General features: G+C 53.7%; 12 protein-coding genes. 8 read left to right on the top strand and 4 right to left on the bottom strand.

Going from position 1 to position 14226, the window contains the following annotated elements; all coding sequences use genetic code 11:
• Positions 1-195: 195 nt before the first annotated feature.
• Entirely contained in the window at positions 196-1542 is a 1347-nt protein-coding gene (gene gabT / locus MNU25_RS15700) for a 4-aminobutyrate--2-oxoglutarate transaminase (protein WP_240985924.1), read from the top strand.
• Between the two features lie 111 nt (positions 1543-1653).
• On the top strand, positions 1654-3087 hold the full coding sequence (locus MNU25_RS15695) for an aldehyde dehydrogenase family protein (RefSeq protein WP_240985923.1): 1434 nt from the start codon (positions 1654-1656) through the stop codon (positions 3085-3087).
• Between the two features lie 495 nt (positions 3088-3582).
• Here the strand turns inward: MNU25_RS15695 and MNU25_RS15690 are convergent, their stop codons facing one another.
• Both MNU25_RS15690 and MNU25_RS15685 read right to left on the bottom strand, forming a co-directional pair.
• Positions 3583-4515, bottom strand: a complete 933-nt coding sequence (locus MNU25_RS15690) for a methyltransferase (protein WP_240985922.1) — start codon at positions 4513-4515, stop codon at positions 3583-3585.
• Positions 4516-4968: 453 nt separating this feature from the next.
• Positions 4969-6117 carry a TDT family transporter gene (locus MNU25_RS15685; RefSeq protein ID WP_240985921.1) on the bottom strand — a complete coding sequence of 383 codons (1149 nt, stop codon included), beginning with the start codon at positions 6115-6117 and terminating at the stop codon, positions 4969-4971.
• A gap of 226 nt (positions 6118-6343) precedes the next feature.
• Here MNU25_RS15685 and MNU25_RS15680 point away from each other — a divergent pair, with 226 nt between their 5' ends.
• Positions 6344-7240: a LysR family transcriptional regulator gene (locus MNU25_RS15680; protein WP_240985920.1), complete on the top strand. Its 897-nt coding sequence runs from the start codon at positions 6344-6346 to the stop codon at positions 7238-7240.
• Between the two features lie 208 nt (positions 7241-7448).
• Here the strand turns inward: MNU25_RS15680 and MNU25_RS15675 are convergent, their stop codons facing one another.
• The gene (locus MNU25_RS15675; RefSeq protein WP_047829683.1) at positions 7449-7637 is read right to left on the bottom strand and encodes a ferredoxin; all 189 of its coding nucleotides are present in this window, start codon (positions 7635-7637) and stop codon (positions 7449-7451) included.
• Positions 7638-8038: 401 nt separating this feature from the next.
• Between MNU25_RS15675 and MNU25_RS15670 the strand changes: the two genes are divergently transcribed.
• The 5 genes from MNU25_RS15670 (at position 8039) to MNU25_RS15650 (ending at position 13863) form a co-directional block, all read left to right on the top strand.
• Positions 8039-8368 carry a hypothetical protein gene (locus MNU25_RS15670; protein ID WP_240985919.1) on the top strand — a complete coding sequence of 110 codons (330 nt, stop codon included), beginning with the start codon at positions 8039-8041 and terminating at the stop codon, positions 8366-8368.
• A 496-nt stretch (positions 8369-8864) separates the two neighbouring features.
• Positions 8865-10184, top strand: a complete 1320-nt coding sequence (locus MNU25_RS15665; RefSeq protein ID WP_240985918.1) for an MFS transporter — start codon at positions 8865-8867, stop codon at positions 10182-10184.
• A gap of 424 nt (positions 10185-10608) precedes the next feature.
• Entirely contained in the window at positions 10609-12204 is a 1596-nt protein-coding gene (locus MNU25_RS15660; protein ID WP_240985917.1) for an ATP-binding protein, read from the top strand.
• A 121-nt stretch (positions 12205-12325) separates the two neighbouring features.
• A complete protein-coding gene (locus MNU25_RS15655; protein ID WP_240985916.1) occupies positions 12326-12754 on the top strand; it encodes an Hsp20/alpha crystallin family protein in 429 nt (142 codons plus the stop codon).
• A gap of 305 nt (positions 12755-13059) precedes the next feature.
• On the top strand, positions 13060-13863 hold the full coding sequence (locus MNU25_RS15650; RefSeq protein WP_240985915.1) for a C40 family peptidase: 804 nt from the start codon (positions 13060-13062) through the stop codon (positions 13861-13863).
• Positions 13864-13904: 41 nt separating this feature from the next.
• Here MNU25_RS15650 and MNU25_RS15645 read toward each other — a convergent pair whose 3' ends face one another.
• Positions 13905-14078: a small, acid-soluble spore protein, alpha/beta type gene (locus MNU25_RS15645; protein ID WP_240985914.1), complete on the bottom strand. Its 174-nt coding sequence runs from the start codon at positions 14076-14078 to the stop codon at positions 13905-13907.
• Positions 14079-14226: the final 148 nt, after the last annotated feature.

Here is a 14226-nt window from a genome sequence, read left to right as displayed (position 1 = left end):
CGTTCTTCAAGTCATGAAAGGTGGGTATCTTGCGGTGGACAGCCTTTTGCTGTGGGTAAAAGCGGGTAAAAAGGAAGCTGCGTAGCACGGGAAAAACCCGAACCGCGTGAGCGCGATAATTCCCGCTCCACCGTAAAGAGGAAACTGTTTAGCGCGGAGAAAACTTGCTTCATGAGAAAGGGGAGAAGGTTGAATATGCCGAACAGAGAAATACCCGGGCCAAAATCCCAGGCACTGTTGGAGAAAAAAAACAAGTATGTGGCTCGCGGCATTGCCCACGGGGTACCCATCTTCATTGAGAGGGCCGAAGGGGCGTGTCTCACCGATGTGGATGGTAATGAATACATCGATTTTTACGGGGGTATCGGGGTTTTGAACGCCGGTCACTGTCCCCCGCCGGTTGTCCAAGCGATCAAAGAGCAAGCGGATAAGCTGATTCACACCTGTTTTATGATCACGATGTATGAAGGTTTCGTTTCTCTGGCAGAGAAGCTGGCCCAGATTACGCCCGGGAAATATGAGAAAAAATCGGTGCTCGTTAACAGCGGGGCGGAGGCGGTTGAAAATGCCGTCAAAATCGCGCGGGCGGCCACGAAGAAGAGTGGTATTGTGGCTTTGGAGATGGCTTTCCACGGACGGACCAACCTGGCCATGGCTTTAACGAGCAAGGTAAAGCCATATAAGTACGGCTTCGGTCCCTTTGCGCCGGAGGTTTACAAACTTCCTTCCGCTTACTGTTACCGTTGTTATTACCGAGCCTCTTATCCCGGTTGCGGCATGCATTGCCTGGAGCAGTTTGAACGTTTTTTCGCGGCCGAGGTGGATCCGGACGCCATTGCGGCCGTGATTGTCGAACCTGTGCAGGGAGAAGGCGGATTTATTGTGCCTCCGCCGGAATTCTTACCGGGGGTCGAAAAGATCGCCCGAAAGCACGGCGTACTCTTCATTGTGGATGAGGTGCAGACGGGTTTTGGCCGTACGGGGAGAATGTTTGCGTCTGATCATTACGGACTGGAGCCGGATCTCATGACGATGGCCAAATCGATTGCCTCCGGTATGCCGCTCAGCGCGGTAACGGGAAAAGCCGAAATCATGGATGCCCCAGGCCCCGGCGGACTGGGGGGAACCTATGCGGGTAATCCCTTGGCTTGTGCGGCAGCGCTGGCGACTCTGGCCTATCTGGAACAGGAAAAGCTGGTGGAACGCTCGGCTGAGATCGGGACCAAGGTCATGGACCGCCTGCGGCAACTGCAAGAGAAATGCCCCCTGATCGGAGATGTGCGCGGTCTGGGTGCAATGACGGCGATTGAATTGGTGCAAGATCGCCGGACCAAAGAACCCGCCAAAAAAGAGACGGCTCAGGTCATTGAGGAGTGCGCCAAGCAGGGCCTTCTCATTATCGGGGCGGGGGTGTTCGGCAATGTAGTTCGGATGCTGATGCCGCTGGTGATCACGGATGAGAAGCTGGATCAAGGGTTGGACATTCTGGAATCTGCCCTGGATAAGGTCGAGAAAGCGCGGGGGCGGCAAGTCGCTCGCTGAAGCGCGGGCGTTGCCGGCCGGGAGAGGTCCTGGCGTCAACCCCTGTGGAAACCCCACCGGCCGCGGCGGGCAATCGTAAAGTCTAAGTATAGCGTGTGAGGGGGCAATCCGGTGTTAGAGAGTTATCCCATCTATATTAACGGTCGATGGCTGGAAACTGAGAACAAATTGGATGTGGTGGACAAATTCAGCGGCGAAGTCTTTGCCAGGGTATCCGTATCGGGGGAGGCCGAGGTGGATGCCGCTGTATCGGCGGCGCTGGAAGCGTTTCGCCAGTCTCCGCTTCCGCCTTACCGGCGGTACGAGATTTTGGCCAAGGGTTCGGCTTTGCTGGCGGAGAGAGTTGACGAACTCGCGCTGACCATAACCCGGGAGGCGGGAAAAGTCTTAAAAGACGCTAAAACCGAGGTCCTTCGGGCCGCCCAGGTGTTGCAGATCGCGGCGGAGGAAGCCAAACGCATCACAGGCGAGATGATTCCGGTTGAAGCTGCTCCGGGGGCCGAAAACAGACTGGCTTATACTGTTCGGGTTCCCATCGGGGTGGTCTGTGCTATCAGTCCCTTCAACTTTCCTTTAAATCTTGCTTGTCATAAAGTGGCTCCGGCCCTGGCTGCCGGCAATACGGTGGTCTTCAAGCCTTCCTCCGCCACCCCGATTTCCGGAATAAACATTTGCCGCATCCTGGAAGAAGCGGGACTCCCCCCGGGGTATCTCAATTTGGTGGTCGGCGGCGGCAATGAAGTCGGCGACTTGCTTTTGCGGGATGAGAGAATCGCTTTCTACTCTTTCACAGGGTCCGCGAAAGTCGGAAAGAGGATCATGGCGACCGTGGGCTTACGGAAAGCGACCATGGAACTCGGTTCAAACTCGGTCACTATTGTGCACAAGGATGCGGATTTGGAGAAAGCGGCGGCAGCGTGCAGCCGTATGCCCTTTGTCAATGCCGGCCAAGTCTGTATTTCGATCCAGCGCCTGCTGGTGCACAGGGACATTTACGAACGTTTCACGGAGATGCTGGCCGCCAAAACCCGCGAACTCGTCCTCGGTAATCCACTGGACGCGGACACGGACCTGGGCCCCATGATTAGCGAAGCGGAAGCGATCAGGGCTGAAACTTGGGTCAAGGCCGCTTTGGCAGGGGGCGCGACTCTGGTGAGCGGCGGCAAGCGCCGGGGTGCTCTGTTTGAGCCGACCATTTTGACCAACGTTGAACCTGAGATGAAGGTCGTCTGTGAAGAGGTCTTCGCTCCCGTAGTCAGTGTGATTCCGTACGACGATTTTGACGAAGCGGTTAAAATGACTAATGCTTCCAAATACGGCCTCCAAGCCGGTGTTTTTACATCCTCAATTGAAATTGCCAATAAGGCGGCCCGCGAGTTGGAAGTCGGCGGAGTCATTGTCAACGATACTTCTGTCTACAGGGCTGATCAAACTCCTTACGGCGGCGTTAAGGAAAGCGGGAACGGTCGGGAAGGTCCAAAATATGCCATTCAGGAAATGACGGAGCCCAAACTAGTCGTCTTCAATCTAGATGTTCTTTCATGAACAGATTGGACATTGGCGCCTGAAAATAGCCATCGTGAACAGTGATCGCATGGGTCGAACAAAGAAGTTGAGAGTAGCCGTCCTTGGGCAGATACTTGGGGATCTTGACTTTATCCGGTGGATATTGCCCTAACGCCGCTTTTCTGCCGAGTGCCAGGAAGGATTTCATGGCTTCGTGCGCACTCTTTAAGGTCTGCTGGCTTGCTCCGGCTTGGATTAAACGGTAGTTCTCATTTGTTTTACACTGTATGGTGGAGTTTGTTGAAACTCAGCAGTTTTCCCGGCGCAAAGAAGTGTTGGCGCAGGGCATAGAGAGCGGCATTGGTGCAGATACGCGAGCCGGTGCGTCGCCAAGTTGGGAAGCACCGGCTCAGATTTCGTTTATGTTGAGCGGCAGATATGTTGGACGAATAGGTCACGCGGACAAAATAGCTCTGCCCGCCCCCAAAAAAGGATACTTTATCAAGGCTGGACGGTATCCAGGGTTTGACGGCATCAGGGTTTAACCGCTCTGATTACTTGCCGGTCGGCTACTTCGTCGAGAGTCACATGGGTAAAACCAGCTGTGCCAAGCCAAGCGTTATACTGCTCGAAGGTCCAGGTCCCGCCGTTGACGGTATTGACTAACATATTTACGCCAAAAACAGCGGCAGAAGATTTGGTTCCGCGTACGGTGTCGATAACGGCGATTTCCCCGCCGCTGCGCAACGCTTGACCCACCTTGCGGAACAGTTCTGCGTTTTCCGCTTCGCCGAAGATGTGACAAATGTTTCCGAGGAAGGCTAAATCGAAGGGACCGGCGGGCAAGCCCCGGTTAAAATCTCCCGAAATCATGGTGATGCCTGCCTTTTCGGCTCTTTCTCCCATCAACTCCACTACGGGCGGCAGGTCCAGCACGGTTACTTGCGCTCCCTTGGCCGCAAACGCGGCGCCGTAAATCAGCGGGCCGCCGCCGATGTCGAGGACCCGCGCTCCTCCGGCCGTTTTGCCAAGGAGAAAGTCCGCTATTGCCGGGGCGGCGTTCCGGGCTCCCCGGCCCATACCTTCCATGAAATAGCGGGTGTTTTCCGGATCCTGATCCCGCGGCACGGGCTGCCCGTTCACCAGAACCTCCGGCAAATGGACCCAGGAGCGGATCAGATTGTAGCGATGCATGAAGGAAAAGCCGAGAAAATCGGGCGACTCCTGGTTATAGAGCATGTCGCGGGCCTGGGCAGAGAGACTTACGGTTTCCCCCTCTTTGACCACGTAGCCGAGAGCGGCCAAAGCTTCCACCACTACCCAAACGGCGCGCGGATTCAGGTTTAATTTCTCTGCCAGGGCGGTATAGGTGGTGTTTGTGCGCAGAGCCTCGACTATTCCGGTTTTTACGGCTGCCCCAAGAATTAAGAGTTCTTGGGGTATGGTCATAATCTTGTCATTGGGCATTTTCGGCACTCCTTTCGGGCCCGTGTTATCCTGAACGTTTTTCAATCAGTATAACACAGGACCGTATCGGAAGGTACGAGGTGACACGGAGTGCCGCCGGCATTTTTAGCAACTGGCTAGGGCAATCCGACTATTCAAGGGCCGAAAGATTCGTCACAATAGGGGATTCCGCTGCCGCTGCATGATTCGCTGCTGCGAGCCGGAGAAGCCCGGCAACTGTTTTCAGCCCTGGCGGGTAACATTTTTGCGGCATAGGGATCCATGCCTGAATAGTCAGTGCGCAATATCGGAGGGGTGCCGGAAGGGAAAGCAACGGTATAGGTCAAGGCGGAGATAGATGTTGTTTATGGCGGGTAAAGGGTGAGTACGATTTAGTTGGGCAAGGCGGCCAGAGTAACGACCTATGTCAGAGGCACTTGGCCCATGAAGGCAGGGTTATGCCGTCAACGTGGGTCAGACTTTCTGCTGAGAGAGACGAAGATGTGAGGAACGCCAAGGCAACAGGGATCCATTCCAAATGCCAATGAGGGTCTTGATGGCGACCAGGGAGAAGAATCCCGCCAGGACAAGGAATTGAATCAATCCGGCGACGGCAAAGAACGAGTGCCCGACAAGACGGTTCAAGGCATAGGTTCCGGTCGTAAAGCTTCCCAGCGGAAAAACGTAGCTCCACCAGCCCAGGCTGTAAGGGATGGTGCTGTCCTTGTCAGTGAGGTGCAGAAGGGAGTAGAGACTGGCAATAACGATCCACCAGATGCCGACTCCCCACATGGCAATGGCAAAAGCAATCCCCAGAGCGTGAAACCCGCTGCTCCAAGCGCCAAAAAGGGATTGGGTGACAAAAGGAAGGTTGCTGAAGACAGTCATGGACATGCCGATAGGGCCTATCTCGATCCAGACACTGGGAACAAAACCGCCGCCGATTTTGCCTTTATAAACCAGCCGCGAATAGTAGAGGCTGCTGACCATGATGAAGAGAAAGAAAGTCATACCGAACATGGCTAAAATGAGAATGGTGAAGAAAAACTGCTGGGCCGGCGAGTTCCAATAGGGGATGAGGTTGGTCCCGGTGGCTGCCGCGACAATGGGAGGAACGATCGGGATGAGCCAGCTGGCATGGGTATCTTCAAGAGAAACCTGGTGGGTGACAAAGAGCAGATAGGGTACTGTAATAATAGTAAAGAGAGAAACCGCAACACCGCACAGCCAAATGACTTTGCTCATCAGAATGGCAGTGGCTGGGGAGAGCAGATGTGTGCCGATGATGAGAAAATCGTTGCCCACCACGTTGATACCCATGGCTAAGGCGCCGTAGAAGAGGGCTTTATTAGGGTCGGAAAAGTCTTTTAAAGCCTCATCAGTATGGTGAAACCATCGCCGTACCCATAAAGCGAGGGCGACAAGAAAGACTCCGCTGACAAGGAGAAAAAGGGCTTTGCCAATCATATACCGTCCGGGCAGGGCAATGGGCGAGGCGTAGCTCAGGGCGGCGACGATGCCGATTCCCATGACCACGGTGAACCAATTAGTGCCGAACTGACGCGAGAGAGACGGACGTCTGTCAATTTGACGACGTCCTGTTTTAAGTTGAGCTCCTAACATAAATCATTCCTCCAAACAATGATGATGTTTAATGACCTTCCGGTTATTTGACTAGTTGTAGGATAAGGCTTACAATACTATAAGTAAAATCGTTTATGTTTATGAAATAGATAAGGGCTAGTTATTTGCTGAAGTGCCTCCGTTTGCGGTCTCCAATGATGATGCTGCACGGCAGGAGGTTGGCCCTCAAAGATGTCATGCTGCGCGTACTTTCAGAAAGCGGGTGATGAATTTGGACCACCGTCTCCTTTCTTTTGTCAAGGTGGTACAGGAGCAGAGCTTCTCACGAGCCGCCGCCGCTCTGCATATAACCCAGCCGGCGGTGACCCAGCATATTCAGAGCCTGGAAGCCGAATTTGACGCCAGCTTGCTGGAACGGGGCAAACGCTCTGTCAATACTACGAAAGCGGGCGAAATTGTTTTCCATGAGGCCCTCCGGATCCTTGAGCATTATAATGAAATGAAACGTTTGGTCGATGAAGTACTCGGCGGTGATACCGGCAGTATCGTGGTTAGCGCCAGTTATACCTTTGGCGAATACATCTTGCCGTATGTTCTCCGACAATTTCAGCAATCCTATCCCAAGATTTCCTTCGTGGTCAATATCGTAAACAGCGATGAAGTGGTCCGCCAAGTGCGAAACCATGAAGCGGACATCGGGATTATCGAAACCGACCTGGCCGGCAGCGAAAATTTGACGGTGGTTCCTTTTGCCCGGGATGAAGTTATTGTCATCGCGGCCTCAAACAACAATTTTTATGCCGGGACGGCACCGCTGGCAGAGGAACTGGCGACCCAGACCTGGCTTTTGCGGGAGGAAGGATCCGGAACCAGAAGGGTGGCAGAGAAGGCTCTCAAAGATCTCGCCATTTCTCCGACCCATATCCTGGAATTGGGCAGTATTCAAATTATTAAGCAATCGGTCGAGGCGGGACTGGGAATTTCGGTTCTTTCCAATTGGACCGTCCGGAAGGAACTTTCTTTGAACACCCTGAAGCAGGTCAATCCCCAAGGTTTCTCCCTGGGGCGATCATTTTCGTATATTCATTTGACAGCGGAATGGCAGACCAAAACGATCAAGTTGTTCGCCGGGTGTTTAACCGGAATGGCAGGTCGTTTTTAATGATGCCGACGGAATAATTGAGTATTAAAGCCCATCGTATTCAAAGAGAAATCAGGGATTTGGACATTGCCAAATCCCTGATAGATCGAGTCAAAAATCTCTGATATGTCGAGTCAAGGCCAGGTCTGGTTGTGGCCGGAGACCACAGGGCAGTGAACTCGGGGTCGGTCCGGAAATTAAGAAGCCAGAGCTGATGAGGAGCGGTTTTCTACTCCAGTACGATGGCTTCGCCAGGGCACATTTGTGCCGCTTCTTTAGCGGACTCCTCGGCTTCGGGCGGAACCGGATTTGTGTAGGCTTCGGCCAGCCCCTGATCATTCATCCGAAAAACCTCGGGGCAAACGGCTTCACAGGAACCGCAACCGATACAATCCGCCTGATTTACTGTGGCATACATGGGCTAAACACTCCTTTCAAAATTGCGGGTGGACATCGCCAATGCAAGGATAACGCATAAACCCCGCTTGATCAATGCCTAAACGGGGAAAGGGGAATGTTTTTTCGCCCAGAGCAGTGGGGGGAGACCCGTGGGGCCCGTCACTCGGGGAAGGCTCAGCCGGCGGAGAAAAGAGACGTTTCGGGTTAAAAAAGGCGTTTCGGGTTAAAAGAGACGTTTCGGGTTAAAAAAGGAGCGGGTTAAAAAAGGAGTGGCGAGTTAAAAAAAAACGCTTTTGTGAAAGTGCGTATAAGAGCTTATTGCGTGATTCTTAAATATTTTACTTCTTTGTTTATAAATGAAGCCACGCTACGAAAATGTTGTATAATAGGGTTCGGCAAAAATGCGAGGAGTTGGGTAAGATGAGTTTTTTGGAAGCAATCATGTTGATATGTTTTGGAGCCGCCTGGCCGTTCTCGATCTATCAGTCGTACAAGTCGCGGTCGACGGCCGGAAAAAGCCCGGCCTTCTTGGGAATTCTTATCTTGGGATATATTGCCGGTATTTTGCACAAGCTGTTCTTCAGTTATGATTATGTTTTGTACCTCTATATACTGAACCTAATTATGGTCTCGGCCGACCTGGCGTTGTACTATTACAACAAACGCAGAAATGAGACAGGAGCCGGAGCCACCGGAAACGCGGCATACCCTGAATGTGTACACCCTACTATACACCCTGCGGCTAAATAGTCCTTGGTGAAAAATCCGGAGTTGCGTACAGGAGAAGCAAGCAAGCTTCTCTTTTTTTTCAGAGCGAACTGCCTAAAAAGTAGGCAATTTCTCAGAAAGGTGAGAAAAAAGTGGGCAGGTAAGGGGGCGGGCCTGCAAAGAGAATAGCCACGGGCCAAAAGGAGGAAGACATATGTGAATAAACGTATAAGTACAAAGTGCCTGAATGGCGGATTACTTCAATATTTTCAGAATTACCGTTTCTCCGGATGTTTGGCACGAATTTTGCTACTACTTGCTATATCAATATCCATCAGCACTCGGCCGCCTTTGTTTAAAGAGGCCAAGTCAACCAATTAAGTAGGGATCTTGAGGCGGGCGGACATTGAGGGCGGTCTACTCATCGCACTTCCGTCTTGTGATTCTTTGTTGATTAGGCCGAGGGAAAGGAGGTCGCTGGGCAGAGGTTATAGTTTAAATCAGGGAAACGTCATAATAGCAGGAGGAGATGATCCGGATGAAAGAAACGAAATTTCGCTGGCTAATTATTGGTCTGGTCTTTTTGATTACGGTCATAAATTATGTGGATCGCTCGGCCATTGCCTTTGCGATGCCGCTGTTGAGCAAACAGTTCCACATGAATTCCGAAGATATAGGATTAACGCTGGGGGCCTTTAATATCGGCTACGCCATTTTGGTCTTCTTCGGGGGACTGATGGTAGATAAATGGGGAGCCCGTAAGGTTTGGGTCTTCGCCGCTTTGGTTTGGTCCCTGAGTATTTTTTCTACGGCTTTCGCCACCGGTTTAGCGATGCTGTTTACGGTGCGGATGATGCTGGGCGTGGCCGAAGGGCCGAACTTTCCGGCTTTGAACCGGGTGGTGGGAGACTGGCTCCCGAGTAACGAACGGGCGGTTGCTTTGGGCAATGCTCTCGTGGCGGTGCCGCTGGCTTTGATGCTGGGCGGCCCCATTGTCGCTGCTCTGGCGACCTTCTTCGGCTGGCAGGGAATGTTTATCATCTTGGGGGTTTTGGGCTTCATCTGGATTCCAGTGTGGTACGGGTTATACCGTGATTTCCCCGAGAATTCGAACCGGGTCAATGATGCTGAACTCAAGCGGATTCGTGAGACCGCTCAGGTGAGGCGCGGGATCAGCGACAAGGAGATTCGGCGCACCAGCCATGCCGCAATGCCTGGTATGTGGAAGTTTTTGCTGACCAATCCCACCTTGCTTTCCAACGACTGGGCCTTCTTCGTCTTTGGCTATAATCTCTTCTTCTTCATGGGTTGGCTGCCGACTTTCTTGAGCAAGTCTTACCATTTGGATCTCAGCCAAGTAGGCTGGTTCTCAGTCTTGCCCTGGGCTTTGGCTTCGATCATGCTCTTCAGTGTGGGTCACCTCTCAGATCGGATTTACAGAAATACGGGAAGTCTTCGTTACGCACGTTCTTACCCGATCTGGATCACTCAACTGTTGGCGGCGGCCAGCCTGGCACCGATCATTTTCTATCACTCCTTAATGCTGGCGCTGATTTGCATCTCTCTGGCGGTCGGCTTTGGTATGGCTTCCAATTCCACGTTTTACGCCATCAACGTCGACATGATCAAGCAGCGTACTGGTACGGCTATGGGCATTATGGATTTCTTTTTCGCCGTTGCCGGCCTCATTGCTTCCACCTTGACCGGCTGGATCATCCAGCTGACCGGTTCTTTCGCAGGTGCTTTTGCTTTGGTGGTTGTGCTTAACCTGACGGCGGTCTTGGGCGTTCTGCTCTTCCATCACCCCGACAACAAGAAGCACGCCTACAACTATCAGGCAGCATTGCAACAACAGTAGTTTTAGTAAAAATGCGACTAAGCCGGGGTGTGTAACGGGATAAAGGCAAAGTGTTCCCGGCGGAGGGCATAACAATAACAACAAGAATATATGGCAAAAGACCTTGAAGGAGCGGTTTCTGTGCGCGGCACGGGGGCCGCTTTTTCTCCCCCTGACGGGAAGAAGAAGTTTCCCTTAGGACAAGGGTAAACCGGTGTCTGCTCCGAGCTCTCCAACCGATCGCTCATTTCGGCATGCCGCTGCCAATCAGGTTTTTGGCAGGATACTCAATGTGAACCTCCAAAACCTCATGGATTCTTGTTATAATATAGAAGTGGTGTTTCACGTAGTGTTTAGATACACACGTGAAAACGAGAAATTGACCCAAAAACTTGGCCACCACGCCACTGGCTTCAGCTATGGGGACATTCGGGAGGAGAAAAATATGACGACTCAAAGAGTTCGGGCGGAATTTAAAAGGCTCTGCTTTTCGCTGGAGGAACCGGTGGTCTACAGGACCCTCAAGGAGGATCCGTTGATCGAGGCGTTCGGGCAACTATTTCGGGCGGCTGCCTTGGAAGAAAGCGACTTTGACCTTATTCACAGGTGTTATTATGACGTTTGCGGCTTGGCGCTGGAGTTGGGCTGGCCGGCTCATTTAGCAAACTTGATCATGGAAGACGAAAATTTGTTCAGCAAAACCGCCGCTGCCGCGGGTGCTTCCGGATTGAATCCTACGCTAAGAACATCGGCCACGCGGGACTTGGAAATCTGCCGGGCTCTGGTTGCCTTCAGCGCCCGTCGGGTTAAAGAAGGGATCGAGGAATTGTGGAATGAGCAAGTGCCGGGTGAATACGCCCTCTGTGATCCGCCCATGCTTTGGCCGGAGTGGGACGAGGGTCTGTCCCTTGGGAGCGGCGGGAACCTGTCGCAGAAGAAGGAGGGGCGCCAGACGCAGCAGGAGTGCAGGGGGCAGGGAGACGGGGCGTATGGCGGGGGATTGAGGAGAGCAGGGAAAGCGGAAGGGGATGCAAACGGAAGAGAAGGCGCAAACGGAAGAGAAGGCGCGAACGGACGAGAGGATGCGAACGAACGAGGGAATGCGAACGGGCGGTGGGATGAAGGGTGCCTGGAAACGGAGGCGTATCTGACGGGTTCGGGCAGCGTTGAGGAAATGGTTGATTTTTTGGCCGGCTATCATTTCGAGAACGGGTATGGTATCCTCAGCCGTTACCTTGCGTTTCGCTGGGAGGGGCATCGCTTAAAGGGGATTGTTAACCCGGACTGCGTTCAGCGGACACAGCTCTTTGGCCTGGAACGGGAACTGAGTATCCTGGCAGAAAATACGGAGCACTTCCTGGCCGGGTTTCGGGCCAACAATGTGCTTCTCTACGGCAATCGCGGTACCGGCAAGTCGTCGGCGGTCAAGGCTCTGCTTAATACTTACCGGGCCGAAGGTTTGCGCTTGGTGGAATTGAGCAAAAGCGCCCTTGAGGATCTGCCGGATGTGGTTCACTCTCTCTGGGGGAGTCCGCAAAAATTCATTCTTTTCGTCGATGATCTGTCTTTCGATGACACCGAACTCGGATACAAAAACCTGAAGACGGTTTTGGAAGGCGGACTGACGGCAGAGCCCGGGAATGTCTTGATTTACGCAACTTCGAACCGGCGCCACTTAGTCAAGGAAAATTTCACGGACCGTCAGGGAGATGAGGTTCATGCCCGCGACAGTGTGGACGAGAAACTGTCTCTGGCGGACCGTTTTGGTCTTACCATTACCTTTTCAGCGCCGGATCAAAAGGGGTATTTGCAAATAGCGCGGGGCTTAGCGCGGCGGCGTGGGTTGACCGTTGAGGACGGTGAGCTGGAGAGGATGGCTTTGCGTTGGGAAATGATGCACAACGGGCGCTCGGGGCGAACCGCGCGGCAGTTTGTTGATTATCTGGAAGGTTCTATCGGCTTGGCCCACGCTTCGGTCCGAAAAATACAGCCAAAAGATGCCCGTACTGAGGAGGGGAACCGGCACGCCGGTAAAGGGTAGCCCTGGCGAAATGCCGTAAGCAACGGGGAATCCTCTGACTTTAGTCACATGAGAGTTAATAATTCCGTTTCGGAGCGGGCATACTAGTTCCTGAAAAAATTCCGAACGGGGTGATAAAACTATGGCATTGATTCCGTATGACCCATTCCGCTTGTTTGAACCGATCTGGAATGATCTGGATCGCTACCGGAACGGGGGCAGAGAAAATTGGTCCGAATGGACCTACCGTGTGGATGTGGAAGAAACGTCGGATGCCGTCATTGTGACCGCGGAGATCCCAGGCATCGAGAATAAAGAGGATTTAAACATCCAGCTCGATGAAGACCAGCTGACGATTCAGGGTGAGGTCAAGCGGGGTACGGCCCAGGAGGAAGGCCGGGTTTCCAGGCGTTCCGAGCGTTACTACGGCCACTTTTCCCGGACTATCACACTTCCGGCGAGAGTGAAAACGGATGGGGCTCACGCCAGCTACAGAAACGGGTTGCTGGAACTCTCTTTCCTTAAAGATAAGCATCCTTCGGCCCGGAATATCGAGGTGAATTTTCACTAAGGTCTGGGTACCGTGGGATACGGAGAAGCCGCGAATACCGCGGGACAGGGGGAAGCTGTGGCAGTCGCAAGATACGGAAAAACCGGGGGTGCCGTGGGACGGCCCGGAAGAAGGCGCCCCCTGCGGTCGCCGGCCGCTTTTTTGTCGGTCTGGGCCAGCCTCTGACGTCCAACAGAGCCGAGCCGGCCCCGGGGCGGGTGTTGGCGGCCGAAGGTTGAGAGAGGTGCTAAAAGAAAGCCTGCAGGCATAGAAAAGTAGTGGAGTTCTGTCTAAAGGTGGATTTTTGTCTAGAAGAAGGGAAAAGTATGCAGGCGGCGCTGCCACTCCACAAAACCGTGCCTTCTTATTCTATCGGTCTGGCCCTGCTCTTGTTGGCGGGGGTTGTTATGCTTCCGCTGCCGGAACTAACTGCCGGCGGAGAAAGGCAATGTCCCCGGTGGGGTATTCCGGACAACCCGGCGGGAGGGATTTCTGGCGGCGTCGCGCAGGCAGGCCACGATGCGGCGAATGGGGTCTGGCATCCCTCTGACCTGACGGGAGCGGTGTCGGGGGTCTGGCGCGCTGAGCAAAGGCAGGAGCCGGAGCAGGAGTTGGCGGGACCGACGCCGCCAAAAGTCATACCCCCCGCCAAGGGAACAGCAGCCGGAACTGCCGGTGCGGGTCGCAGCGCCGTCCCCGACACTGATTCGGCTGCTCACGTCAGCACCGAGGGTCCGGCGGCAACGACTCCGCGGTTGCGGGAAAAAGCGCGTGCTCTTTTAATACAGCACGCGCTCACCTGGCTGGGAGTTCCCTACGCTTGGGGAGGAGAGAGCCGGACGGGAATTGACTGTTCTGCTTTCACCCAGAAAGCTTTCGCCTTTGTGGGTATCCATTTAGCGCGGACAACTTACGAGCAGTTTCGGGAAGGGGTCGGCGTGGCGCGCTCGTGCCTAATTCCGGGTGATCTGGTCTTTTTTAGCACGGGCGGTCCCGGGGCCAGCCATGTGGGAATATATCTGGGCGGGGGAGAATTCGTGTCCGCGACCCGGCGGCAGGTCGAAATTCAGCCTCTCGCAGATCCCTACTGGGTGAAGGCTTACCGAGGTGGCCGTCGCGTCTTGAAATGACCAAATCAGTGACGGCACCGCATATCAGCGCAGCCTATTGCTCAGCGCATTAGGTTACGTTCAGCGATTTGGATGGCAGCCTTGACCATGTTGCCGCAGTTCCGAGCCGAAACTGCGCCGAATCCCTCTTTTTGCACCGTGTCGGCAAAGCCCAGTTCACGGGCGATTTCCTGTTTTAGGGCCGGCGACATGGTGTTTTTGTTGCGTCTGGCCATCTTTGTCCTCCTCCTTCCGCCGGAGCGTGCTTTTCCGCTTGTTTTGTTTCGGACCCGGCCTTTATAGTGTTGCTCGTTCGAAGTCGAATATGTATCTTACAGCTTTTTTCTGTCAAACAGTGTATCATAAAGAGGGGAGCCATCTGCC

This window comes from Acididesulfobacillus acetoxydans (genome assembly GCF_902729405.1).
GTDB lineage: Bacteria > Bacillota > Desulfitobacteriia > Desulfitobacteriales > Desulfitobacteriaceae > Acididesulfobacillus > Acididesulfobacillus acetoxydans.
Note: the sequence above shows the minus strand (reverse complement) of the source record. Positions and strands in the feature narration are given on the sequence as shown.

Coding starts and splice junctions, on each gene's coding strand:
- gabT (WP_240985924.1), top strand. CDS start 196: ATGCCGAACAGAGAAATACCCGGGCCAAAATCCCAGGCACTGTTGGAG.
- MNU25_RS15690 (WP_240985922.1), bottom strand. CDS start 4,515: ATGCCCAATGACAAGATTATGACCATACCCCAAGAACTCTTAATTCTT.
- MNU25_RS15685 (WP_240985921.1), bottom strand. CDS start 6,117: ATGTTAGGAGCTCAACTTAAAACAGGACGTCGTCAAATTGACAGACGT.
- MNU25_RS15680 (WP_240985920.1), top strand. CDS start 6,344: ATGAATTTGGACCACCGTCTCCTTTCTTTTGTCAAGGTGGTACAGGAG.
- MNU25_RS15675 (WP_047829683.1), bottom strand. CDS start 7,637: ATGTATGCCACAGTAAATCAGGCGGATTGTATCGGTTGCGGTTCCTGT.
- MNU25_RS15670 (WP_240985919.1), top strand. CDS start 8,039: ATGAGTTTTTTGGAAGCAATCATGTTGATATGTTTTGGAGCCGCCTGG.
- MNU25_RS15665 (WP_240985918.1), top strand. CDS start 8,865: ATGAAAGAAACGAAATTTCGCTGGCTAATTATTGGTCTGGTCTTTTTG.
- MNU25_RS15660 (WP_240985917.1), top strand. CDS start 10,609: ATGACGACTCAAAGAGTTCGGGCGGAATTTAAAAGGCTCTGCTTTTCG.
- MNU25_RS15655 (WP_240985916.1), top strand. CDS start 12,326: ATGGCATTGATTCCGTATGACCCATTCCGCTTGTTTGAACCGATCTGG.
- MNU25_RS15650 (WP_240985915.1), top strand. CDS start 13,060: ATGCAGGCGGCGCTGCCACTCCACAAAACCGTGCCTTCTTATTCTATC.
- MNU25_RS15645 (WP_240985914.1), bottom strand. CDS start 14,078: ATGGCCAGACGCAACAAAAACACCATGTCGCCGGCCCTAAAACAGGAA.